Source organism: Microbacterium sp. HD4P20 (genome assembly GCF_019449275.2).
Taxonomy (GTDB): Bacteria; Actinomycetota; Actinomycetes; order Actinomycetales; family Microbacteriaceae; genus Microbacterium.
The window spans coordinates 19,080-41,592 of sequence record NZ_JAHZQZ020000018.1 but is presented as its reverse complement, the minus strand read 5'-3'; the positions used below and the strand labels follow the sequence as shown (position 1 = coordinate 41,592).

General features: G+C 69.4%; 22 protein-coding genes and 2 tRNA genes. 9 read left to right on the top strand and 15 right to left on the bottom strand.

Annotation, left to right across the window (positions count from 1 at the left end):
* Entirely contained in the window at nt 1–1,107 is a 1,107-nt protein-coding gene (gene pstA, locus K0817_RS13480; protein WP_219982051.1) for a phosphate ABC transporter permease PstA, read from the top strand.
* Nucleotides 1,108–1,140: 33 nt separating this feature from the next.
* Nucleotides 1,141–1,920: a phosphate ABC transporter ATP-binding protein PstB gene (gene pstB / locus K0817_RS13475; protein ID WP_219982050.1), complete on the top strand. Its 780-nt coding sequence runs from the start codon at nt 1,141–1,143 to the stop codon at nt 1,918–1,920.
* 126 nt (nt 1,921–2,046) lie between these two features.
* On the opposite strand, the gene K0817_RS13470 is transcribed toward pstB, so the two are convergent.
* The 7 genes from K0817_RS13470 to sigK form a co-directional block, all read right to left on the bottom strand.
* On the bottom strand, nt 2,047–2,934 hold the full coding sequence (locus tag K0817_RS13470) for an aminodeoxychorismate lyase (protein WP_219982049.1): 888 nt from the start codon (nt 2,932–2,934) through the stop codon (nt 2,047–2,049).
* 598 nt (nt 2,935–3,532) lie between these two features.
* On the bottom strand, nt 3,533–4,360 hold the full coding sequence (locus K0817_RS13465) for a type IV toxin-antitoxin system AbiEi family antitoxin domain-containing protein (protein ID WP_219982048.1): 828 nt from the start codon (nt 4,358–4,360) through the stop codon (nt 3,533–3,535).
* A 453-nt stretch (nt 4,361–4,813) separates the two neighbouring features.
* Entirely contained in the window at nt 4,814–5,452 is a 639-nt protein-coding gene (locus K0817_RS13460; RefSeq protein ID WP_219982047.1) for a DNA-directed RNA polymerase subunit beta, read from the bottom strand.
* 100 nt (nt 5,453–5,552) lie between these two features.
* Nucleotides 5,553–5,960 carry a VOC family protein gene (locus tag K0817_RS13455; protein WP_219982046.1) on the bottom strand — a complete coding sequence of 136 codons (408 nt, stop codon included), beginning with the start codon at nt 5,958–5,960 and terminating at the stop codon, nt 5,553–5,555.
* Between the two features lie 68 nt (nt 5,961–6,028).
* Complete coding sequence (locus K0817_RS13450) at nt 6,029–6,376, bottom strand: helix-turn-helix transcriptional regulator (RefSeq protein WP_219982348.1); 348 nt, start codon at nt 6,374–6,376, stop codon at nt 6,029–6,031.
* An 89-nt stretch (nt 6,377–6,465) separates the two neighbouring features.
* Nucleotides 6,466–7,341, bottom strand: coding sequence for an anti-sigma factor (locus K0817_RS13445; RefSeq protein ID WP_219982045.1), 876 nt, complete (start codon nt 7,339–7,341; stop codon nt 6,466–6,468).
* Entirely contained in the window at nt 7,338–7,940 is a 603-nt protein-coding gene (sigK, locus tag K0817_RS13440; protein ID WP_219982044.1) for an ECF RNA polymerase sigma factor SigK, read from the bottom strand. The genes K0817_RS13445 and sigK overlap by 4 nt, the downstream gene beginning before the upstream one ends.
* A gap of 271 nt (nt 7,941–8,211) precedes the next feature.
* Here sigK and K0817_RS13435 point away from each other — a divergent pair, with 271 nt between their 5' ends.
* The 3 genes from K0817_RS13435 (at nt 8,212) to K0817_RS13425 (ending at nt 10,925) form a co-directional block, all read left to right on the top strand.
* Complete coding sequence (locus tag K0817_RS13435) at nt 8,212–8,895, top strand: fasciclin domain-containing protein (protein ID WP_219982043.1); 684 nt, start codon at nt 8,212–8,214, stop codon at nt 8,893–8,895.
* A gap of 201 nt (nt 8,896–9,096) precedes the next feature.
* On the top strand, nt 9,097–10,809 hold the full coding sequence (locus tag K0817_RS13430; protein ID WP_219982042.1) for a serine/threonine-protein kinase: 1,713 nt from the start codon (nt 9,097–9,099) through the stop codon (nt 10,807–10,809).
* 43 nt (nt 10,810–10,852) lie between these two features.
* Nucleotides 10,853–10,925: transfer RNA gene (locus K0817_RS13425), tRNA-Lys, on the top strand.
* A 74-nt stretch (nt 10,926–10,999) separates the two neighbouring features.
* Here K0817_RS13425 and K0817_RS13420 read toward each other — a convergent pair.
* Genes K0817_RS13420 through K0817_RS13405 form a run of 4 tightly spaced genes read right to left on the bottom strand, consistent with a single transcriptional unit; the run spans nt 11,000 to nt 15,038 of the window.
* Nucleotides 11,000–11,449 (bottom strand): GNAT family N-acetyltransferase, encoded by a 450-nt coding sequence (locus K0817_RS13420; protein ID WP_219982041.1) that lies wholly within the window; start codon nt 11,447–11,449, stop codon nt 11,000–11,002.
* A gap of 19 nt (nt 11,450–11,468) precedes the next feature.
* A complete protein-coding gene (locus K0817_RS13415; protein WP_219982040.1) occupies nt 11,469–12,125 on the bottom strand; it encodes a DNA alkylation repair protein in 657 nt (218 codons plus the stop codon).
* On the bottom strand, nt 12,118–12,723 hold the full coding sequence (locus tag K0817_RS13410; RefSeq protein ID WP_219982039.1) for an isochorismatase family protein: 606 nt from the start codon (nt 12,721–12,723) through the stop codon (nt 12,118–12,120). The genes K0817_RS13415 and K0817_RS13410 overlap by 8 nt, the downstream gene beginning before the upstream one ends.
* Entirely contained in the window at nt 12,720–15,038 is a 2,319-nt protein-coding gene (locus K0817_RS13405; protein WP_219982038.1) for an efflux RND transporter permease subunit, read from the bottom strand. Before K0817_RS13405 ends, K0817_RS13410 begins: the two co-directional genes overlap by 4 nt.
* 54 nt (nt 15,039–15,092) lie before the next feature.
* Here K0817_RS13405 and K0817_RS13400 point away from each other — a divergent pair, with 54 nt between their 5' ends.
* On the top strand, nt 15,093–16,067 hold the full coding sequence (locus K0817_RS13400) for an EamA family transporter (protein ID WP_219982037.1): 975 nt from the start codon (nt 15,093–15,095) through the stop codon (nt 16,065–16,067).
* An 18-nt stretch (nt 16,068–16,085) separates the two neighbouring features.
* On the opposite strand, the gene K0817_RS13395 is transcribed toward K0817_RS13400, so the two are convergent.
* The gene (locus K0817_RS13395) at nt 16,086–16,484 is read right to left on the bottom strand and encodes a hypothetical protein (RefSeq protein WP_219982036.1); all 399 of its coding nucleotides are present in this window, start codon (nt 16,482–16,484) and stop codon (nt 16,086–16,088) included.
* Between the two features lie 77 nt (nt 16,485–16,561).
* A tRNA-Thr gene (locus tag K0817_RS13390) sits at nt 16,562–16,634 on the bottom strand.
* 260 nt (nt 16,635–16,894) lie between these two features.
* On the opposite strand from K0817_RS13390, the gene K0817_RS13385 reads away from it, so the two are divergent.
* The 3 genes from K0817_RS13385 to K0817_RS13375 all read left to right on the top strand — a co-directional run bounded on the left by K0817_RS13385 (nt 16,895) and on the right by K0817_RS13375 (nt 19,548).
* On the top strand, nt 16,895–17,782 hold the full coding sequence (locus K0817_RS13385; protein WP_219982035.1) for a MetQ/NlpA family ABC transporter substrate-binding protein: 888 nt from the start codon (nt 16,895–16,897) through the stop codon (nt 17,780–17,782).
* 76 nt (nt 17,783–17,858) lie between these two features.
* Entirely contained in the window at nt 17,859–18,896 is a 1,038-nt protein-coding gene (locus K0817_RS13380) for a methionine ABC transporter ATP-binding protein (RefSeq protein ID WP_219982034.1), read from the top strand.
* Nucleotides 18,889–19,548 (top strand): ABC transporter permease subunit, encoded by a 660-nt coding sequence (locus K0817_RS13375; RefSeq protein WP_219982033.1) that lies wholly within the window; start codon nt 18,889–18,891, stop codon nt 19,546–19,548. Before K0817_RS13380 ends, K0817_RS13375 begins: the two co-directional genes overlap by 8 nt.
* Nucleotides 19,549–19,603: 55 nt before the next feature.
* On the opposite strand, the gene K0817_RS13370 is transcribed toward K0817_RS13375, so the two are convergent.
* Nucleotides 19,604–21,178 (bottom strand): alpha/beta hydrolase, encoded by a 1,575-nt coding sequence (locus K0817_RS13370; protein WP_219982032.1) that lies wholly within the window; start codon nt 21,176–21,178, stop codon nt 19,604–19,606.
* Nucleotides 21,175–22,392 carry a DNA polymerase III subunit delta' gene (locus K0817_RS13365; RefSeq protein ID WP_219982031.1) on the bottom strand — a complete coding sequence of 406 codons (1,218 nt, stop codon included), beginning with the start codon at nt 22,390–22,392 and terminating at the stop codon, nt 21,175–21,177. The genes K0817_RS13370 and K0817_RS13365 overlap by 4 nt, the downstream gene beginning before the upstream one ends.
* Between the last annotated feature and the right edge of the window lie 121 nt (nt 22,393–22,513).

Here is a 22,513-nt window from a genome sequence, read left to right as displayed (position 1 = left end):
ATGACCGTGACAACCGCCCCCACTCAGTCCCCGCCCGACCTCTCACCTCACGAGTCACCACGTCTGACGAGCGGTCACCTGCCGCCCTGGGTTCCGTGGGCCCTCCTGGGCGCAAGCGCCGCGGTCGGCGCCCTGCTGTTCGCGATCATCTCGATCGCCGAGGGCGATCCCTTCAATGTCGCCGGCTGGGCGGTCGTCAGCGCCATTCTCTACCTGGTGCTCATCACCGCCATCTCGAGCCTCGTCGAAGGTCGCCGCAAGGGCGTCGACCGACTGGTGACCGGCGTCGTGACGGCAGCATTCGCGGTTGCGATGGTGCCGCTGGTGTCGGTGGCAGTCACCGTCGTGGTCAACGGCGTCGCAGGCATCACGGCGGACTTCTTCTCGATGTCGATGCGCAACGTCGTCGGCGAAGGCGGCGGCGCCCTCCACGCGATCGTCGGGACGCTGCTGATCACACTCGCCGCGGCGGTCATCTCGATCCCGATCGGCCTGTTCACGGCCATCTACCTCGTCGAGTACGGTGCCGGCAAGTCGCTCGCACGCGGTATCACGTTCCTCGTGGACGTCATGACCGGCATCCCCTCGATCGTCGCCGGCCTGTTCGCCTTCGCGCTCTTCGCGCTGTTCTTCGGTCCCGGCATCCGCATGGGCATCATGGGATCCATCGCGCTGGCGGTGCTCATGATCCCGGTGGTCGTCCGCTCCAGCGAGGAGATGCTGCGTCTCGTTCCGAACGAGCTGCGCGAAGCGGCCTACGCACTGGGCGTGCCGAAGTGGCTCACGATCGTGAAGGTCGTGCTGCCGACGTCGATCGCCGGCATCACCACCGGGGTGATGCTCTCGATCTCCCGTGTCATCGGCGAGACCGCACCACTGCTGCTGACGGCCGGCGTGACGACCTCCATGAACTACAACCTGTTCGAGGGCCGGATGATGACCCTCCCGGTGTTCGTCTACACGCAGTACATGAACGCGGGCATCCCCATCGAGGCCTACCACAACCGTGCATGGGGGGCAGCCCTCGTGCTCATCGTCATCGTGATGCTCCTGAACCTCGTCGCGCGCCTGGTCGCGAAGGTGTTCTCGCCCAAGTTCGGCCGCTGAAGCATCCCCTACCCGAAGAGAACCCGAGGAACCGTGTCCAAGAGCATCGAAGTCAACGATCTCAATGTCTACTACGGCGATTTCCGCGCCGTCGAGGGCGTGTCTCTCGACATCGAGCCGCGCAGCGTGACGGCGTTCATCGGCCCGTCCGGCTGCGGCAAGTCGACCTTCCTGCGCACGCTCAACCGCATGCACGAGGTGATCCCCGGCGCACGCGTCGAGGGGAGCGTGCTGCTGGACGGCGACGACCTGTACGCCCCGAACGTCGACCCGGTGCTGGTGCGCCGGCAGGTCGGCATGGTGTTCCAGCGTCCCAACCCGTTCCCGACGATGTCGATCAAAGAGAACGTGCTGGCAGGCGTCAAGCTCAACAACAAGCGGATAACGCGGTCCGACGCCGATGCGCTCGTCGAGAAGTCGCTGAAGGGCGCGAACCTCTGGAACGAGGTGAAGGACCGGCTCGACAAGCCCGGCTCCGGCCTCTCCGGTGGTCAGCAGCAGCGCCTGTGCATCGCTCGCGCCATCGCGGTCTCGCCCGAGGTGATCCTCATGGACGAGCCCTGCTCGGCCCTGGACCCGATCTCGACCTACGCGATCGAGGAGCTGATCGGCGAGCTCAAGAACGACTACACCGTCGTCATCGTGACGCACAACATGCAGCAGGCCTCGCGAGTGAGCGACAAGACGGCGTTCTTCAACATCGCCGGCACCGGCAAGCCGGGCAAGCTCATCGAATACGACGACACCCGCACGATCTTCACCACTCCGTCCGTACAGGCGACCGAGGACTACGTCTCGGGCCGATTCGGTTGATGCCTGCCGGAGGCGGGCATCAACCGAATCCGGTTGTCGAGGAGCGAGCGCCCGCGAGCGTATCCAGACACGGTTGATCCGCACGACGAAGGCCTCTGCCATCGGCAGGGGCCTTCGTCGCCTGATTCAGTCGCGGGGGCTCAGCAGGTAGCGGTTGATGGATGCCGTCAGCTCGGCGTCGACCGCGATGCCGACGCCGTCGACGGCGGTGATCGGAGCGGCCAGCCGCACGCTCGAGACCAGCCACGCGGCATCCGCCCCCGCCAGCGACTCGACCGGAATGGTCTCGTAGCCGGTTTCGAAGCCTTGCGCGGCGAGGTGCTCGAACAAGCTCAGCTGGGTCGTGCCGTGCAGGATGCCGCCGTTCGGGGCAGGCGTGACGAATCGGTCGCCGATGCGCAGGATGAGCGACGCGGTTGGCGCCTCGAGCACAAACCCGTCCGACGACACGAAGATCGCGTCATCGGCGCCACGTCGCTTGGCCTCGCGGATCGCGGCCATGTTGACGGCGTACGACAGCGTCTTGGCGCCCAGGAGCAGCCAGGGCGCCCGCCCGGGGGTGTCGATGCCGTATCCGCGATCCAGCGTGACGACCCGCACCCCGCGCTCGCGCACCGCCGTGTTGTCGGCGGCCTGCGCCGCCGTGACCCACGCGGTCGGTGTGGGGCCGTGCTCGACACCTCGGCTCAGGATGAGCTTGATGACCCCCTCCCCCTCGGGCGGGCAGTGCGCGGCCGCCACGGCGACTGCCTGCCGCCACTGCTCGAGGTGCGGGGACGGCAGGTCACACAGGCCGGCCGAGTGCGCAAGACGATCGAGGTGCGCCTGGGTCTCTTGCGCGTGGCGGTCGACCACGCCGATCGACTCGAAAATGCCGTCGCCGCGTTGCGTGCTCAGCTCGCCGACGCTCAGCGCCGGCGCCGACGGGTCGATCTCGCGGAAGGTGCCCGAGAAATCGGTACGGGGATCATCGGATGCCGCAGGCTCGATCACGAGCGCGAAACGCCAGGTCATGCCTCGAGCCTAGGACGTCAGGAATACCCCCACCCTCGTCTCCGTTAGACTGTAACGGCCGGGCCGCAGTAACCCCGGGCTCCATCTTCTGCCGCTGCGAGCGGCCTCGCGCCGAGAGGCGTTCTGCGGCCCGGCACTTGCGTTCCCGGCGTTCTGTACGCCTCTCCACGATGTGCGGCGGGTCGTTGCGCTGTGCGGCGGTCGCTGCGCTGTGCGGCGGGTCGGTGCGCTGTGCGGCGGGTCGGTGCGCTGTGCGGCGGTCGGTGCGCTGTGCGGCGGTCGCTGCGCTGTGCGGCGGTCGCTGCGCTGTGCCACGGGTCGCGTCAGGTCCTCCACGCCTGTTCGCCCAGCGTCCGTTCCCCGTCCCGTTCGCAACCGCGGATCCGCCGGTGCGGACATCACGTCCGACACGCCGATTCCGGATGCCCCGCATCGGCGTGCCGCGGCATCCGTCCCCATCGGCGGATCCGATTCTGCGGACACCGCCGGATTCTGCGGACACCGGCGTGCCGCGGCATCCCTCCGCATCGGCGGATCCGATTCTGCGGACACCGCCGGGTTCTACGGACACCGCCGGGGCCATCCCGTGACGCCGCACCTATGCGAGGTGGAGGCCGCGGTCGATGTGCGCGAGAATGGCCAGTTCGACTGTCGCCCAGTCGTGCACGACCATCGCATAGTCGAACCGGAGGGTCACGTAGCCCCAGGCTGCGGCATTCGCGTCTCGGACGAGGTCTCTGTGACGGTGCGACTCCCCGTCGTGATTCGGCGCCCCGTCGACCTCGACGATGAGTCGCTCGCCGATGACGAAGTCCACCCGACCGACGGAGAGGATCCTGACCTGGGTCCGCACCGCGAGTCCGTGTGGCCGGAGCCGCCATCGCAGCAGAGACTCCAGACCACTGTCCGCGTCGGCGCGCGAGTAGCCGATCGCGTCACGTCCCTCGGGACCGACGCGCTTGGTCAGCCACCGCAGCCCCGATGCCGTCAGCATCCCTTGACGCCGCGCGGATTCGAGTGTCACGAAGAACTCCTCGATACCCCTGCAGAGCAGGATCTGCCGCAGAACCCTCGGCACGGTCGGCATGCCGAATGCGTCGCGTGTCGAGCCATCGTCCCAGTGCGCGATGCACCGACAGTTCTCATGCGCGTAGGAACGGCCGTGCGCGCGTAGCCACACATGGGTGGGATGCTCGGTCTCACTGACCCACAGACCGAGATGGCGTGCGGCTGTCACGCACGCGATCGAGCCGCCGTGCGCACCTGCCTCGGCGACGACGTCGCAAGCGCCCTCCCAGGCATAGACACCCCGCCTCAGCGCACGGAGCGCGCCCTCCGCCACCTGTTGCCTGATCGCGCGGCGGGTGAATCCTGACGAGCTGAGCTCTCGGAAAGAGACGACCGTGGGGTGATCGGCAGTGCACATCCACCCATGCTCTGAGTGACGACATCCCTCTCACGATCGCCACGGCCGATCTGTGGACAGCCGTTGACGACCTCACCACTGGGGAGGAGCCATGGGTTCCCCACTCGGTGGCCCCTCGGGGCGAAAGCCGTCGCGCGTACACCGAATCGGATCCGCAGGTGCGGAGGCGATGACCGGCGCGCCGGCGTCGGGCGCCGCCTCATCGGCGTGTCACGGCATATGTCCGCAGGTGCGGATCCGATTCTGGGTCGGGTCGGGTCGGGTCGGGTCGGGTCGGGTCGGGTCGATTCTGGGTCGGGTCGGGTCGGGTCTCGGTCGGGTCGGGTCGGGTCGGGTCGGGTCGGGTCGGGTCGGGTCGGGTCGGGCCGGGCCGGGCCGGGTCGGGCCGGAACGGAACGGACCGGGGCGTCGCAGCGCGAGCCGGCGGAGGCGGGATGCAGACGGACGGATGCCTCAGCTCAAGGCCTCGCGACGCCAGAGGCCGGCGCAGGCCGAGAGATCGGCGGCGTAGTCCGACAGACGCAGCGCGCGCGTGGTGAAGGCCGAGGATCGGGCGGGCTCGGTGGGTTCGTAGTCATCCGCGACATGCGTGGCACCGGAAGCCTGCACCCGGGCGAACGCGGCGGCGCGATCGAGCGCGACGGCGAAGTCTCCCTCGAACAGTCCACGCATGATGGTGTCGATCAGTGCGACGAGCTCATCGGGGCCGGCAGGGGACGGCGCGCCCGCGACGATCTCGTCGACGGAACGCAACTCCGCCCGCCCGCGTTGGTAGAGCAGGGCCGCCGTGTGCGGATCATCGTGGATCATCAACTGCAACAGGTACAGCCGCCACAGGGCGCCCGGAAGCGTTCGGGCGGGCGAGCGCGACCACAGCTCGGCGAGGTCATCGAGCCCGTACTCATCGGTGAACGCCACCAGACGGTCCACGACGGCCCTGTCGGGATCGGCCCGCACCCGCGCGAGCAGCGCGTGAGCGGTGGAGTGGGCGACGCGCGAGACCTCGGCCGGATCCTCGGCTGCGAAAAGCCGGTCGAACACTTCGGCCGGCCGCCGGACGGGCTTGTGAAACTCCCGGGACTCGTCACTCACCTGGTCCAGGCTACCCGCCGCAGCGAGTGCGAGGGCGCGCTCGGGCGCAGGCCGCATCCACGGCAGGCACATGTCCGATCACCCGTCCAGCGGCGCTGCGTCACGCCTGGTTGATGCGGATGTGGTTGCCGGCGGGGTCCCGGAACGCGCAGTCCCGTGCGCCCCAGTCCTGCGAGATCGGTTCCTGCAGCACTTCGGCGCCGAATGCCCGCAGCCGCTCGAAGGTCGCGTCGAGGTCGTCGGTCGAGAAGACGTAGGGGCCGGGGCCGATTCCCTTGACGATGAGCCGTTCGAGCGCTTCGCCGTCCTCCGGCGAGCGTCCCGCGGCGGGGTCCGACACGACCAGGGCCAATCCGGGCTGACCGGCCAAGCCGAAGCTGACCCAGCGGTGGCCGTCGTACGAGACGTCGTTGACGATCTCGAGGCCGAGTCCGTCGCGGTAGAACTCGACGGCGGCGTCGACATCGTCGACGGTGATGGGGCTGTATGCAAGCGAGACGGTGGTCATGGATGCCACGCTAGCGGCGGGCAGTAGCGCGGCGCTTCTCCGATCCTGCTCTGTCCAGCCTCTCGCCTTCAGACATACCGGGCGGGCCGGGTCAGGATCTTCGCAATGCACGCCGGCATCACCTCGGCTGCGTCATGGGACCGCGCTCGGTATGAGCTTGGCGTCTCGCCGACGATCGAGGTGAACGTCGAGCTGAACGAACCGAGCGACGTCGCGCCCACCGCGATGCAGGCATCCGTCACCGATATGCCCCCGCGCAGCAGCGCCATGGCGCGCTCAATGCGCCGGGTCATCAGATACGAGTAGGGCGTCTCGCCGTACGCGGTCTTGAACTCGCGCGAGAAGTGCGCGGGCGACATGAGCGCCTTCGCCGCCATCGTGGGCACGTCGAGCGGCAGGGCATAGTCACGGTCCATCAGATCCCGCGCACGTCGCAAGTGGGCGAGGGTCTGCGGAGATTGAGGGGCGGATGCCACGGAGCCAGGCTACCGGGATGCCCGGACGCTCACGCGGTCGGGATGGCCACGATCGGTTCGGTGGTCGGCACGCCATCGGGCGCGCCGCCCTCGGGCTCCACGGTGACGGCGACGACGTCTTCCTCCGACCACTCACCATCGAGCAGCACCGTGGTGTCGCCGTCGGCGCCCGCCTCGAACGTCCCCGCCGAGATCGGGTCGCCGGCGCGCACCCACCACAGTTCGAACGTCTCGTCATCAGGGATCTCGGGCATCCCGTTGGCCACGAGCACGACCTTGCCCACCGACGGCGCCCAGTGCGCCGTCGCGGTGCCGCCGCCGGTGACCTCGACGGTGGCCGAGGTGGCATCCGGTGCAGACTCGATCTCGTCGAGCGCGACCACCGCCGGCGGACGGTTGACCAGCTCGTTGATCGACGCCGCCCCGAACCCGAGGACGGTGAGCACCACGAGGCACGCGGCGAGCGCGAGCAGACCGCGGCTCCAATTGCGCCGGCTGATCGCCTGGATGGCAGAGGTGTTCGGCGGCGGCTCGGCGTTCGGGTTGTTCGCAGCAGCGCCCGTCTCAGGCCCAGACGCCGGCTCGGGCTCGGCCTCGCTTACGGGCTCAGGTGCAGCGCGGAACGGCTCACCTGGCTCGAACGCGGCGGCCGCGGCGGAGGCGTCCATCGCCGGCCGCTGCGGCGTCGTCGCGATCCGCGACAGCAGACTGGAACGCATCGTCAGGGGCGGTGCGGCGTCGGCGACGCCCTCCGCGAGCGCCGCAGCGGTGGCGGCATCCGCGCTGATCCAGTGCTCCCATTCGGGATGCCGCGCGCGCTCGGCCTCGAAGGCCCAGCGATCCTGCGGCGAGAGGGCGTTCAACGCGTACCCCGCCGCCAGTTCGGCGAACTCCTGTTCGTTCACGCCGTCACCCCCATTGCATCCCTCAGGCGAGACAGGCCGTCTCGCATCCTGGTCTTGATCGTCCCCAGCGGCGCGCCCACGAGCGCCGCGATCTCGCTCTGACTGTATCCGCCGTAATAGGCGAGGGTCAGGGCTTCCTGCTGTACTTCCGGAAGCGTCGACAGTGCCGCAATGAGCTCTTCGCTCGCGATGCGCAACTCGACCTGTTCGGCGACGCCATCATGAGCGACGTCCAGGTCGCGCAGCCCGACGCGCACGTCTCGATCGCTGCTCGCCTGCGAAGCCCGCACGCGGTCGACGGCCCGACGATGCGCGATCGTGAGCACCCACGATCTTCCCTGACCTCTATTCGGAGTGAACCGCGCAGCGGATTGCCACACCTCGAGGAACACCTCCTGCAGCACTTCCTCGCTCTGCGCTCGATCGACGAGAACGCGCAGGATGAGGCCGAACGCGCGCGGTGAGAGCAGATCGTACAGGCGGGCGAAGGCGTCCTGGTCTCCCGTCGCGACGCGTTGCAGCAGCACCGCGATGCGGTCGATGCGCGTCGTGCCGTCCTCGGGCACGTCCACACCATCGATGACCATGTCCACCAGCATGCCGCATCCTCCGTCGACCTCGATGCTCCGCCGCGGACTCGTTGCCCTCGCGGTCGCATCGGTCGACGCTTGTTCGCGCCGCACGCGGGATCGGATTGCCCGACGTCGGTTCATGAACAGCTCACGGCTGCGCGGGCCGGAGCGGAAGGATCCGGATCCGATCCGATTTCAGCGCGCCTCCGAAGACCCAGTACAGCCGCTCCTGCGGTTGGCCCCGCGATGCGGGGACCTGTACATCACGGTCCGCATGGACCTCACAGAGGAGCAACTCATGTCACTCACTCGCACGTTCGCTTCACGCCGCACCCGCATCTCGGCTGGTCTCGCCCTCGCCATCGCAGCGACCTTCGCCTTGTCGGCCTGTTCGATGGGCGGCTCGGCCGCCGAGCCGTCGGACGAGCCGGCCTCGGCGCCGATGGAGACGGAAGAGGCCGAAGAGCCGATGGAGATGGACCCCGCGGCGAACCTCGTCGGCCCCGGCTGCGCCGGCTACGCGGAGGCCGTCCCCGACGGCGCTGGATCGATCGAGGGGATGTCGACCGAGCCAGTCGCGGTCGCGGCATCCAACAACCCGATCCTGACCACGCTCGTCGCGGCGGTGAGCGGGCAGCTGAACCCCGACGTCGACCTCGTCGACACCCTCAACGGTGATGAGTTCACCGTGTTCGCTCCGGTGGACGACGCCTTCGCGAAGATCGACCCCGCCACCATCGAGGCCCTCAAGACCGACTCGGCCACGCTCACGACGATCCTCACCTACCACGTCGTGCCCGGGCAGGTCGCGCCGGCCGACATCGCCGGCACCCACACGACCGTGCAGGGCGCGGACGTCGAGGTCACCGGCAGCGGCGACGCGCTGATGGTCAACGACGCGAACGTCATCTGCGGTGGCGTCCAGACCGCCAACGCCACGGTGTACCTCATCGACTCGGTCCTGATGCCGCCGGCTCAGTGACCGCAGGCCGGCATCGCCGGCTTCTGGGGCGGCGAGGCCGCCGGCACCTGCGAGGTGGTGCCGGCGGCCTCGTCGCGCGGCCATTGCACTGATCGCGCACGGCGTCAAGGGTGTGTGCCGTGAGCGTCGGGCCCCCTAGGTTCAGAGAAGCTCGGAGCGCCTCGAGCCCCCCTATGCGGCGCTCTTGTGGCCGGGAGGATCATGACAGACCTGCGCGAGGCGGGAGAGCTTTCCACGGGCGAGCTGCTCAACGGCCGATATCGGCTCGAGCAGCGGATCGGCCAAGGTGGAATGGCGATGGTGTACCGCGCCGAAGACACCCACCTGAACCGCACCGTCGCGATCAAGGTGGTGCGAGGACCGGTCGATGCGCCGGACGTTACCGAGCGCGCTCGCGCGGAGACGAGAATCCTCGCCTCACTGAACCATCATTCGCTGGTCACGGTGTTCGATGCCCGGATCTCCGACACCGACGCCAGCTACATCGTCATGGAGTACGTCGAGGGCAACACCCTCGGCGACCGCATCCGGCTCGGCCCCATCGACGACTCGGACGTCGCGAGCACCGCGCTGGACGTCGCCGAGGCCCTCCATGTCGCGCACTCCGCAGGGATCGTGCATCGCGACATCAAGCCCTCCAACGTGCTCCTCGGCCCCTCGCCGCTGCCCGGGCCGTCCTGGCACGCGAAGCTCGCCGACTTCGGTATCGCGTTCCTCCTCGACACCACCCGCGTCACGACTCCGGGCCTCGTCGTCGGAACACCGGCCTACATCGCGCCGGAGCAGGCGCAGGGGGCGGCGCCCGCGCCCGCATCCGACATCTATGCGTTCGGGATCATGCTCATCGAGGCGCTCACAGGGACGCGCCCGTATGCGGATGCCGAGGGCATCGGCGCGGTCGTGGCGCGGCTGATCTCACCTCCTGCGGTTCCCGACTCGCTGCGCCCGGAGTGGCAGGGGCTGCTGCGCGGCATGACTGCCACCCGGCCCGAGGATCGCCCGACCGCGCTCGAGGTCGCGACGGTCGCGGGACGCCTCATTCCGGCGGCCGGTACCGCTGCGGTCGACCAGCCGACGGCGGCGATGAAGATGGAGACGCGCCCGACCATGGTGCTTCCCGCCGCAGGAGCGGCGGCCGCGTCGATCGGCGCTGGGCTGGTCGCCGCGAACTCTCCTGACGAGACCGCCGCGGCGGACGAAAGCCCTGCAGGATCCGCGGCCGGCGCCGCAAGCAGTGCCGGAAGCGGGGTACCGCTGATGGCCGTCTCCACGGTTCCCGCCTCCGCGACGGCCGGCTCCGCCATCGAGGTCGAAGAGCGCGCGGCTCGGGCAGCGACCGACGTACCGGTGAGGGGCGCCGAGGAAGAGGCGCCGCGGCGGCGCCGGGCCCTCGCCTTCCTCACCGGCGCGTCCGTGATCGCACTGGCCCTGGCAGGCATGATCTGGGGCATCAACGTGGCAGGCACCGCCCCCGACCCGGCACCCACCACGCCTCTGGTGGAGGACACGCCTGTTCCCAGTGGCACGCCGACTCCCCTGCCGCCCGCCCCCGTCGTAGATCAAGGCGACGACGGCGGCGGCGGGAACGGTGGCGAGGGCGGCGGGAACGGCGGCGAGGGCGGCGGAAACGGCAACCCGGGGAACGGCAACGGAAACCAGGGCAATGGGAACCAGGGCAACGGCAACCAGGGCAACGGCAACCAGGGCAACGGCAACCAGGGCAACGGAAACGGGAACCAGAACCAGGACACCGAGACGGGGGACACAGTCACCGACACCGAAACCGAGACCGACCCCGGGACCGGCGAGACGCCCCCTCCGCAGAGCACTCCCAACCCAAGCGACACGACGATTCCAGACGATGGCGACACGCAAGGAGCGGGCAGCGGCGGTCAAGGCTCCGGCCGCGGCTGACCGTCAGACGGTGGGCTCATGCGGCCGGTAGGCTTGACGACGAGGGCCTCTAGCTCAGTCGGTAGAGCATCGGACTTTTAATCCGCGGGTCGTGGGTTCGAGCCCCACGGGGCCCACGCGTGAGAAGGGCGTTCCGGCATCGGACGCCCTTCTCCGCTCAGGATCGAGCCTTCGGTGCTCGTGCTGGGACTCAGCGTCCGACGCCCGTCTCGTAGTGGATGAAGCCGGTGCGCGTGGCCACCCGGTCGTAGAGGACACGAGCGGTCGCGTTGGTCTCGTGCGTGAGCCAGTACACCTTGGCGCAATCGTTCTCGCCCGCCCAGGCGGTCACGTGCGCAATGAGTCCGCGGCCGGCGCCGGAACCACGCGTAGCGGGCGCCACGAAGAGGTCTTCCAGATAGCAGTACGGTCGGTCCGACCAGGTGGCGGGGTGCGTCAGCCAGTGAACGAACCCGATCGCGTGGCCGGCGTCGTCGGTGGCGAACGCTCCCCAGATCGGATAGCCGGGGTCCGTCAGGCGGCTCCACGTGAGCGCGGTCTGCTCGGCCGAGAGCTCCGCCTCGTAGAAGGCCAGGTAGCCCCGCCACAGCGGAAGCCAGGCGTCGTGGTCGGCGGCCGTGAGCGGGCGGATCTGCGTCATGCCTCCCGAGAGTAGCGGGTCACGTCAGCGCGCTGCGGGCGGTACGCCGCGCGTGCGCGCTGAGGTCAGCGCCCCGCCTCCCGAGGAACTCCTCGAGCCGGCCGGGGTCCACGCGGCCGATCTCACGCAGCGCCACGCCGACGTTCGTCTGCACCAGGTGCTCGGCGTCGTCGGCGAGGATCTCGCACAGGGCGAGCGGATCGTCGAGGTCGCGCGAGCGGATGATCCAGAAAGCGGCGGTGATGGCGAGGCGCCGATGCCAGCGGTCGGGTGAGCGCGCGAGGTCGAAAAGCACGTCTCGCGGCCTGTCGAGCAGGTACCAGCCGACGACCCGAGGCGCCGCCCGATCGATGTAGTCCCACGTGTCGAGGCGGTCGAGTCGGCGCATCCAGAGCTCGTAGAGAGCCGCGCGGTCGGCATCCTTCGTCCTGGCTTTGAAATCGAGGACGGACACCGCGACCATGCGCAACTCGTATGCGTCTGAGTCGAGAAGTCGGTCGACCTCGGCCAGCGGCATCCGGCTGTTGTCCTTCGCGATGGTGAAGACGGTTCCCATGCGTACGCCGATGACCTCGGTGCGGGGGTCGTCGATGCGTCGCTGGATCTTGACACGCTCGTCGACGGATGCCTCGGCCTCGAGCGCCGCACGGACGCTCTCGGCGGTCGCGTCACGCACTCCCGCTACCGCTGGGAGCGGCCCCGGATTCGATGAGTGTCGCACCGGCGTGCGCGACCTCGGCGAGCGCCCTCTCACTGGAGTCGGGGTGGACGCCGGCGACGAGGTCGGTGAGGACCCGGACGTGCCGGCCGGCGCCGATCGCATCCAGCGCAGACGCGCGCACGCAGTAGTCGGTGGCGAGGCCGACGATGTCGATGTCGAGGATGCCGTGCTGTTCGAGCAGCTGAAGCGCTGTCGTGCCGTCGTCCGCAACACCCTCGAACAGCGAGTACGCGGGCTTGCCCTGGCCCTTCTTGAGGTGATGCGTGACGGCGGACGTGTCGAACGCGTCGTCGTACTCCGCGCCGTAGCTGCCGCCGACGCAGTGCGCCGGCCAGGTGTCGACGAAGTCGGGCTCGCCGGAGGCGAAGTGACCGCCGTTGTCGTTGTCGCCGTCATGCCAGTCCCGCGAGGCGACGATGATCTCGTATTCGTCGGCGTGCGCCTGCACGTACGCGGTGATGCGCTCCGCGACCGCGTCACCGCCCTCGACGCCCAGCGCGCCCCGTTCGGTGAAGTCGTTCTGCACGTCGACGATGAACAGTGCTTTGCTCATGATCCGAGCGTACGCCGATACTCCTCCCGAGTGAGGGGGTGGCCGTCATCGGCGACGAGCTCGGGCGCGGTCGCGCCGGGCACCGGGACGGGTTCAGAAACCGGAGGTCGGCGGTCGAGGGCCGCTGTGGCTCCATCCCGCCGCCACAGCCGCGACGGCCACCAGATCGCCCTGCCGATGTCGTACGCGAGCGCCGGCACGAGAAGCGACCGCACGACCAAAGTGTCGAGCAGCACACCGAAGGCGACGATGAAAGCGATCTGGGCGAGGAACAGGATCGGGATGACGCCGAGGGCGGCGAACGTGGCCGCGAGCACCAGCCCCGCGGACGTGATGACGCCGCCGGTCGCGACCAGCCCCCGCAGGATGCCGCGCCTCGTCCCGTGGACGAGCGATTCCTCCCGCACGCGGGACATGAGGAAGATGTTGTAGTCCACGCCCAGTGCGACGAGGAAGACGAACCCGTACAGCGGCACGGCCGGATCGGCACCGGGAAATCCGAGCACTTCGTTGAAGACGATCGCACTCACGCCCAGCGCGGTGCCGAACGACAGGATGACTGTCGCGATGAGCAGCACCGGGGCGACGATCGATCTCAGCAGCACCATCAGGATCAGGAGGATGACGACCAGAATCACCGGGATGATGACTGTGCGATCGCGGCTCGAGGTGTCGTTCGTGTCGAGGTCGGTCGCCGTCTCGCCGCCGACGAGCGCCGTCCCCGCACCCAACGCGCCGTCGAGGTCGGCGCGGAGCTCCCTCACGGTGTCTTCGGCGGCGACGGAGTCCGCAGCATCCGTCAGCGTTCCGATCACGAGGACGTCGCCGTCGGCAACGGTCGGCTCGGGTGCCGGCGTTCCCGGCGGGCCGACCGCGGTGAACACCGGCTCGCCGTCCTCGATCTCGACGGACGCCTGACCCGTCGGCGACCCGGCCGACGCGACGGCCACCGAGTCGACCCCCTGCGCCTCGATGAGGACCTCGACCGTGGCCGCCAGGTCATCCTGCGGCACGATGACGTACACGGGCGATCCCGACCCGGCCGGGAAATGCTCGGCGAGCACTTCCTGGCCCTCACGGGCCTCGGATGCCCCGAGTACGACTTCGCTCGTGGGGACACCGTCCGCCTTGAGCTGTGTGACGCCGACGGCGCCGGCGAGCAGCACCACCGTGCAGACGATCCAGACGGTCCGCGCCCGGCGTGCGACCAGCCGTGCCAGCCGCGGCCACACACCGGTGACCGGCTGTGTCAGGTCGTCGGGAATCGTCGCCATCGGCGTCTTGGGGATGAAAGGCCAGAACGCGGCCCGTCCGCACAGTGCCAGCAGTGCGGGAAGGAATGTCAGCGCCGAGAGCACTGAGAACACGATGCCGATCGACGCGATCGGGCCGAGCGCGCGATTGGTCGCGAGGTCTGAAAGCAGCAGGCACAGCAGGCCGGCGATCACCGTGCCGCCGGAGGCGAGGACCGGTTCGAAGGCGCCGCGCCACGCCTGCGTGACGGCATCCCATCGTGGCGCGCCGGCGGCGATCGCCTCTCGGAACCGCGCGACGTACAGCAGTGCGTAGTCGGTGGCGGCGCCGATGACGAGGATGAAGAGGATCCCCTGCACCTGCCCGTTGAGCACGACGATGCCCGCCTTCGCGAGCCACCACACGGTCAGCAGCGCCACACACAGCGCGAAGACCGACGTCGTGAGCACCAGTACCGGCAGCAGCGGGGATCGGTAGACGATCACGAGGATCACGAAGACCGCGATGAGCGCGACAGCGAGGAGAAGTCCGTCGATGCCGAGGAAGCCCTCGACGAGGTCCGCCGTGAATCCCGCCGGGCCGGTCACCCAGCCCTCGAGCCCCGCAGGGAGCTCCTCGGCGACGAGTTCGCGCATCGCATCGACGACTTCACGCACCTCCCCCGCCGCGTCGATCGGGACGAACAGCTGGAGCGCCGCCCCGTCCTGCGAGGGCACCGGTGGTGACACGTCCTCCTGCACGCCGTCGAGCTGTGCGATGTCGTCGGCCAGTGTCTGCACGTCCGCGACGTCCGACTCCGACAGCTCGCCCTCGCCGGTCACGACGACGACCGCGGGGATGCTGTCTTCCCCCTGGAAGTCGGCGAGCCGCTCGTTGACGCGCGTGGCGTCGGCGCTCTCGGGGAGGAACGATGACCGGTCGTTCGTCGAGACCTCGTCCACCTTGCCGAAGAACGGGCCGCCGATCGAGCCCACCGTCAGCCAGACCAGGACGAGGAGAGCCGGGATGGCGATCCGGAGCCACCGGCTGGGCCCGCGGCGCGCGTGATGAGGCAACGTCATATCGCTAGCTTATCTAGCAAATTCGATTCTTCACGACCCCTAGGCTGACGCACGATGATCTCCGCCGCTGTCGCCCTTCTCGGCGCCCTCGTCTACGGCTCGGCCGACTTCTTCGGCGGGCGCGCGGCCAGCCGGCTGCGCTCGATCGTCGTCACGGCGGTCGCCGCTCTCTCAGGACTGGTGGCGCTCGCAGTGACCCAGCCGTTCCTCGGCGGGGTATGGACGGCCGCGGACGCCATGTGGGGCGTGCTCGCGGGCATCGTCGGCGTGGTCGCCGTCGCCCTCCTCTACGCCTGCCTCGCAATCGGGCCGATGAGCATCCTCTCGCCGCTCACCGCCGTGGTCTCGGCGATCGCACCCATGCTGTGGGGCCTGATCGTCAATGGCGAGGCGCTCGCGCCGATCGGCTACGCCGGACTCGGGATCGCGCTCGTGGCCGTCGTCCTGGTCGGCTTCCTCCCCGGTGCGACCGTCGTCCGCCCCCGGCTGCGCGGCGTGCTCATGGCGGTCGGCGCGGGTGCGGCGATCGGCGCGTTCTTGATCGTGATCGATCAGACGAGCGAGGCCAGCGGGCTCATCCCGCTCGTGGCGAGCCGCGCGACCAGCACTGTCGTCACCGCGATCATCGTGGCCCTCCTCGCCTTCTCCGCCGTCCGGCGCGGCGCACCTGCCCGCTCCGTGTTCGACGTCGCCGGCCCGCGCCTCGGCGCGACGCCGACAGGACACGCGGATCTCGAGCACGCCGCAGGCCATGCGAACGCCGGGCCAGCGGCATCTGCGGCGCACGTCAGCAGCAGGAGAGCCTGGTGGCTCGCGATCGTGTGCGGTGTGACGGATGCCGCCGCCAACACCCTCATGCTCGTCGCACTGCGGGCAGGCGATCTGTCGATCGTCTCGGCGCTGACGGCGCTCTACCCCGCCGGGACGATTCTGCTGGCCGCGGTCGTGCTGCGAGAACGCGTGGCGCCGGTGCAATGGACGGGCCTCGCCCTCGCCCTCGCAGCGGGCGGGATGCTCGCTCTCGCGTGAGCGACGCCGGGTCCGAGCTCAGCCGCGAACGAACAGCAGGACGAGAGACGCGATCAGCGAAAGGGCCCCCACCGTGAGCAGGCCCACGGCCAGGAGTGCCACCGCCCGAACGGCGGGCGAGCGCTGCGTCAGCCGCATCCGGTTGCGGGCGCCGCGCCGATAGAAGACGTCGGCCATGTCCTTCCGGCCGATCTCGTGCTCCTGCTCGCGCGTGAGAGAGGCCTCGTTCACGTTCCCGTCTTCGTCGAACCAGCGCGCGACATGACCGTGCTCGGTATCTTCGAGCACCGCACGCGTCGGGACCCACGTGCCGTCGAGCAGATACATCACCAGCGCGATTCCCGCGAACAGGGCGCCCAGACCGAACCCGGCCCAGGAGAAGATCTCGACGATGGCGTCGATCGCGTGCTCCGGCACCGTGCACCACCGTCCTTGCGATACGGAGAACGGCCGCGCTGCCGTCCCTGGGAACTGCGCGGCCGCTTCCGGTTCAGAGCCACCTAAGGGAATCGAACCCTTGACCTATTCATTACGAGTGAATCGCTCTGCCGACTGAGCTAAGGTGGCGCGCCGCGCTTGCGCGTGCACGATCAACGATCTTACAGCCTCGCGAAGACGCTCGCGAACCGCGCGGCGGTGCACCTCGGCTGATGAACGCCGTGTCGTCCACGACGGAACTCGGTGTCGACGTGTTACGTGCGACTTCGAAGCCGCGTCCGGCCCCGCATAGGTTCGTATCCGGTCCGCGATGCAGCGAGCGCGGTCCGAGGATCGCGCCGGCGGTCGACCGCCTATCGTCTCCGGGCCATCGATCCACGGGAGCACACATGTCCAAGAAGTTCGTATCCGCCGCGGCACTCGCCCTTCCCCTCGTCGTCCTCCTCGCCGGGTGCGCCGGCGCCGGCGCTGAATCGGGCTCGGATTCCGCGGAAGTCGTGCGCATCGGTGTCGTCAACTCCGGCGACGCCTACTGGGAGACGTTCACCGAGACGGCCGCCGCCGAAGGCATCGAGGTCGAGATCGTGAACTTCACCGAGTACACGCAGCCCAACCCCGCCCTGGCTGCCGACGAGCTCGACCTCAACCAGTTCCAGCACGTCATCTACCTCGCGACCTACAACGTCAACAGCGACGACGACCTGCAGCCCATCGGCTCCACGGCGATCTATCCGCTCGGCCTGTACTCCACGCAGTACGCGTCGGTCGACGACATCCCGGAGGGGGCGACCGTCGCCGTCCCCAACGACGAGTCCAACCAGGCCCGCGGCCTGCTCGTGCTGCAGTCGGCCGGGCTCGTCGAACTCGAGGACGGCGGGTCGATCTTCTCCACCGTGGCCGACGTGCTCCCCGAGTCCAAGGTCACGGTCGAAGCCCTCGAGGCGTCGTTCACCGCGACCTCGCTGCCCGATGTCGCGGCCGCGATCGTCAACAACGACTTCCTCGCCGACGCGGGGCTGTCCGCCGATGACGCGATCGCCCAGGACGACCCCGCGGACCCCGCGGCGATTCCCTACATCAACATCTTCGCCGCGAAGGCGGAGGACGCCGACAACCCGACCTACCTCAAGCTCGTCGAGATCTACCAGCAGACCCAGGAGATCCTGGATGGCGTGGTCGAGGCATCCGGTGGCACCGCCGTCCTCGTTCAGACCCCCGTCGACGACCTCGTCGCCTCGCTCACCGAGGTCGAGGAAGCCACGCGCGACCACCAGTGATCCCGCCTGCGTGCGGCCCGGTCGGCGATACCCGCCATCGGGCCGCACCCGCGCTTCCCGCCCGAGGAGCAGCAGCATGAGCCTCATCCGCCTCACCGGCGTCAGCAAGACCTATCCCCCGCCCGGCAAAGGCGCCGATGGCGTGGTCGCCGTCGACGATGTGTCACTGTCGGTGGCCGCCGGCGAAATCTGCGGCGTCATCGGCTACTCCGGCGCGGGCAAGAGCACCGTGCTGCGCCTGGTCAACGCACTTGAGATGCCGACGGCCGGCACCGTCGAGATCGACGGCGTCGACATCACGCGCCTGCGGGAACGAGAGCTGCGGGCTCTGCGCGGCGACATCGGCATGATCTTCCAGCAGTTCAATCTGTTCGACTCGCGCACGGTCGCGGGGAACGTGGCGTACCCGCTCGAGATCGCCGGGCGTCCTCGAACCGAGATCGCGGCACGTGTCGGCGAGCTGCTGCGCTTCGTCGGGCTCGTCGACAAGGCGCGCAGCTACCCCGAGCAGCTGTCCGGCGGCCAGAAGCAGCGCGTCGGCATCGCGCGCGCCCTCGCGACCAGCCCCCGCATCCTGCTCGCCGACGAGGCGACGAGCGCGCTGGACCCCGACACCACGCAAGAGGTGCTCGCGCTGCTGAAGCGCGTCAACCAGGAGCTGGGCGTCACAATCCTCGTCATCACCCACGAGATGGACGTCATCCGCACCCTCGCGGATCGGGTGATCGTGATGGACGGCGGCCGCATCATCGAGAGCGGCGAGGTCTTCGACGTGCTCTCTGCGCCTCAGCACGCCGCGACGCGGCGCTTCGTGGCGAGCATCATCGAGGACGTGCCGGCCGGCGAGCAGCTGCGTACCCTGCGCGAACGACACCCCGGCCGGATCGTCACCTTCACCGTCCGCGACGGCGACGCCACCCAGGCCGACATCTTCGCGGCGCTGTCGTCGCACGGCGCGCGCTTCGAGCTGATCCACGGGGGGATCAACGACATTCGCGGGCGCGTGTTCGGGCACCTCACCCTCGCGCTGACCGGAGACGCGCATGCCGTGCAGCGGGCGATCGAGGCGGCCACCGCGTTCGCGCCGCTGAGCGAGGAGGACGTCCGTGGATAGGCTCGTCGACCTGCTGCCGGAGCTGTGGGCCGCCACCGCCGAGACGCTGTACGTCGTGTCATTCAGCCTGCTGCTCGGTGGTCTCGGAGGCCTCCTGGTCGGACTGGCGCTCTATGCCACGCGGGCGGGCAGTCTCTTTCCAAACCGAGCGCTGTTCGCAGTGCTGAACGTGATCGTCAACTTCTTCCGCCCGATCCCGTTCGTGATCCTGCTCGCGGCGGTCCAGCCGCTCGCGCGCGGTCTGGGAATTCCCGGCATCGGCCCGGAGTTCGGCATCTTCGCCATCACGATCGCCTCCCTCTTCGCCATCAGCCGCATCGTCGAGCAGAACCTGCTCACCGTCCGGCCCGGCGTCATCGAGGCCGCACGTGCCAGCGGTGCGAGCCGCACGCGCATCCTGTTCCGGCTGCTCCCCCGCGAAGCGCTCGGCCCGTTGATCCTCGGCTACACATTCATCGTGGTCGCGCTCGTCGACATGACGGCGATCGCCGGCGCGGTCGCGGCCGGCGGGCTCGGCGAATTCGCGATCGTCTACGGCTTCAAGCAGTTCAACCCCTGGGTCACGTGGGCCGCGGTGCTTGTCATCATCGTGCTGGTGCAGGCGGTGCAGTTCCTCGGCAACGCCCTCGCACGCCGCGTGCTGCGCCGCTGATCACCGCATCGAGAGGGGACGGATGCTGCGGCATCCACCCTCCCCTCCATCGCTGCTACTCGCAGCGCAGCCCGTCCTCGGGGACGATGCCCGCGATGAGGTACGACTCGACGGCGCCGTCGACGCACGCGTTGCCCTTGTTGTAGCCGGTGTGCCCCTCGCCGACTCGCGTGACCAGGACGCCCGACTCGAGCTGCTCCGCCAGCGACACCGACCATGAGTATGGCGTGGCGGGATCGTTCGTCGTGCCGACCACGACGATGGGCGCCGCGCCCTCGGCGGCGATCGGCTCCCGGACGCCGGTGGCCGGGTACGGCCACACCTCGCACGGGTCGGGTCCGATCCAGTACGGGGCGACCGTCGGCGCCTCGGCCCCCAGCAGCGCTTCGGCCGCGGCCTCCTCCTCCGGCGTCGAGTCCAGCGGGTAGTCCATGCAGTTGTACGCGCGGAACGCCTCGGTGGAGTTGTCGAGGTAGACGCCCTCCGAACGGTTGTAGTAGAAGTCGGCGAGCTGGAACGCCACGCCCGCGTCGCCCGCGAGCACATCCGTGAGCGCGGCGGTCAAGAAGCTCCAGCTGTCCTGCGAATACAGCGCGGCGATGATCGCGGTCAGGAGGGAATCGGCGCCGAGCATACGACCGTCGGCGTTTGCGATGGGGTCGCGGTCGACGGCGGCCAGCAGCGTGCCCAGGTCGGCCATGGCCTCGTCGACCGAGCCACGGAACGGGCACTCGTCGTCTTCGAGACAGCTGGCCATGTACGCGCGCAACGCCGACTCGAACCCGATGCCCTGCGTGATGCCGACATCGAGGCTCGGGATCGCAGGATCGATCGCACCATCGAGCACGAGGCGGCCGACCCGCTCCGGATAGAGCTTGGCGTACGTGGCTCCCAGGAACGTGCCGTACGAGTATCCGAGGTAGTTCAGCTCGGTGTCGCCGAGCACCGCGCGCAGCAGATCCATGTCGCGCGCGGCGTTCTCGGTCGTGATGAAGGGCAGGATCCCGTCACTGCCTGCGTCGCAGGCCGCGGCGAAGTCGGCGTGACGGTCGAGCAGCTCATCCGACCACGCATCCGTTCCGCGCTCGCCCTCGGGGATGCCGAACAGATACGCATCCATGTCGGCCGCGTCGTAGCAGCGCACCGCGGTGGACTCGCCGACACCGCGCGGGTCGAACCCGATGACGTCGAACCGCTCGCGCAGGGCGTCGCCGACGGCGAACGACAGCGAGTCACGGATCAGTCCCACGCCGCTCGCGCCCGGGCCGCCGGGGTTGGTCAGCAGCGACCCGATCGGCTCGGCTCCGCCCTCTGCGCGGCTGCGGATGACCGAGAGCTCGATCTCTCCGGCGCCCGGGTCGGTCCAGTCCAGCGGCGCAGCCACGGTGGTGCAGTCGAAGCCGCCGCAGTCGGTCCATTCGAGATTCTGCTCGTAGAAGGGCAGCAGCTCGGCCGAGACTCCGTCGGTATTCGGCGACTTGCTGCTCGTCGGCCGCGGGGCCGACTCGGGGATCATCGTGTACAGGCATCCGCTGAGGACGACGGACGCCGCGGCGAGGCCCGCGATGAGAGCCCCGAGCCGTCCGAATCGGCGGGCTCGGACGCTTCGGCGAGGACGAGTCGGGTTCACGGGGTCCTTCCGCTGGCAACGGTGATGAGCATGCTTTCGAGCGCCAGAATCGGCGCGGCGTTGAGTTCGACGTTCTCGCGCGTCTCGCCGATGCGATCGACGACGGTCAGGGTTCGCTCGGCACTCCAGGCCGCCGCCAGTGCATGCAGATCGGCGGCGAGCTCACGATTGATGATCGTGTCACCGCGTCCGAACTGCAGCATCAGCACGTCGCGGAACATCGACTCGAGGTCGGTGAGCACGCGGTCGATGCCGTCGCGCAGACTGCGGGTGGCCCGGCGCTTCTGCTCGTCCTCGAGGGCGGAGAGCTGGGAGCGCACCGACGGCGGCACGGCGCCGCCCTCGGCGATCCCGAGGGTGTGCAGCAGGCTCGATCGCTCCGCCTCGTCGCGCTCCGCGGTCAGTGCCTTCGCGTCCTCGGTCGCCGCCGCGACGATCGTTCCTGCGACCTCGACCGCGTCGCCCACGCCCCGCACCCCGAGCACGGCGCGCAGCGTGGCGTCGCGACGGCTGCGGGCCGCAGCATCCGTCGCCAGTCTCTGGGCCATGCCGATGTGACGCTGGGCGTGGCGGGCGGACTGTTCGGCGACCGCAGGGTCGGCGCCGGTGCGCTGCACGATCAGCCTGGCGACGTCGTCGATGTCGGGCTCACGCAGGCGAAGGGTGCGCACCCGCGAGCGGATCGTGGGCAGAAGGTCGGCGTCGCTGGGCGCGCACAGCACCCATACGGTGCGCTCGGGCGGCTCTTCGAGCGCCTTCAGCAGCACGTTGGAGGTGCGCTCGGCCATGCGATCGGCGTCTTCCATGACGATCACGCGGTACCGGCCGAGGGACGGCGAGAAGTACGAGCGCTCGACGAGGGCGCGGGCGTCCTTGATCGAGATGATGACGCCCTCGGTGCGCAGCGCTGTCAGGTCGGGGTGGGTGCCCGCGAGCACCTGGTGCATCGTGCGCTCGGTGCCGGCACCGTCCGCGGGATCGGCGATCAATGCCGCGGCGAACGCGTACGCCAGCGTCGAGCGGCCCGAGCCCGGCGGGCCGGTGATGAGCCACGCGTGGGTGAGGGATGCCGGATCGGATGCCGCATCCCGCAGCGTCGCGACCGCCTCGTCCTGGCCCCACACCGCGCCCCACGGCAGCGCGTGAGTGTCGTCCGCGGCGCCGGAGGCCTGGGCAACGGCAGGGACCGGGGCGACAGCGGCGACCTGATCCATGCCGCCCAGCCTATCCGCGGCCCCGGACGCCCGCGTCACCGCTCTCCCGCGTCACCTATCCGCGCGCCCATGCCGCTCCCCCAGCACCACGAGCCGTCGCAAATGGCCGCTCGAACACCGC

Excerpts from the sequence above, each read along its gene's own strand:
- pstA (WP_219982051.1), top strand. The coding sequence starts at position 1 with ATGACCGTGACAACCGCCCCCACTCAGTCCCCGCCCGACCTCTCACCT.
- K0817_RS13470 (WP_219982049.1), bottom strand. The coding sequence starts at position 2,934 with ATGACCTGGCGTTTCGCGCTCGTGATCGAGCCTGCGGCATCCGATGAT.
- K0817_RS13465 (WP_219982048.1), bottom strand. The coding sequence starts at position 4,360 with ATGTGCACTGCCGATCACCCCACGGTCGTCTCTTTCCGAGAGCTCAGC.
- K0817_RS13455 (WP_219982046.1), bottom strand. The coding sequence starts at position 5,960 with ATGACCACCGTCTCGCTTGCATACAGCCCCATCACCGTCGACGATGTC.
- K0817_RS13450 (WP_219982348.1), bottom strand. The coding sequence starts at position 6,376 with ATGGACCGTGACTATGCCCTGCCGCTCGACGTGCCCACGATGGCGGCG.
- sigK (WP_219982044.1), bottom strand. The coding sequence starts at position 7,940 with ATGCTGGTGGACATGGTCATCGATGGTGTGGACGTGCCCGAGGACGGC.
- K0817_RS13435 (WP_219982043.1), top strand. The coding sequence starts at position 8,212 with ATGTCACTCACTCGCACGTTCGCTTCACGCCGCACCCGCATCTCGGCT.
- K0817_RS13430 (WP_219982042.1), top strand. The coding sequence starts at position 9,097 with ATGACAGACCTGCGCGAGGCGGGAGAGCTTTCCACGGGCGAGCTGCTC.
- K0817_RS13420 (WP_219982041.1), bottom strand. The coding sequence starts at position 11,449 with ATGACGCAGATCCGCCCGCTCACGGCCGCCGACCACGACGCCTGGCTT.
- K0817_RS13410 (WP_219982039.1), bottom strand. The coding sequence starts at position 12,723 with ATGAGCAAAGCACTGTTCATCGTCGACGTGCAGAACGACTTCACCGAA.
- K0817_RS13405 (WP_219982038.1), bottom strand. The coding sequence starts at position 15,038 with ATGACGTTGCCTCATCACGCGCGCCGCGGGCCCAGCCGGTGGCTCCGG.
- K0817_RS13400 (WP_219982037.1), top strand. The coding sequence starts at position 15,093 with ATGATCTCCGCCGCTGTCGCCCTTCTCGGCGCCCTCGTCTACGGCTCG.
- K0817_RS13385 (WP_219982035.1), top strand. The coding sequence starts at position 16,895 with ATGTCCAAGAAGTTCGTATCCGCCGCGGCACTCGCCCTTCCCCTCGTC.
- K0817_RS13380 (WP_219982034.1), top strand. The coding sequence starts at position 17,859 with ATGAGCCTCATCCGCCTCACCGGCGTCAGCAAGACCTATCCCCCGCCC.
- K0817_RS13365 (WP_219982031.1), bottom strand. The coding sequence starts at position 22,392 with ATGGATCAGGTCGCCGCTGTCGCCCCGGTCCCTGCCGTTGCCCAGGCC.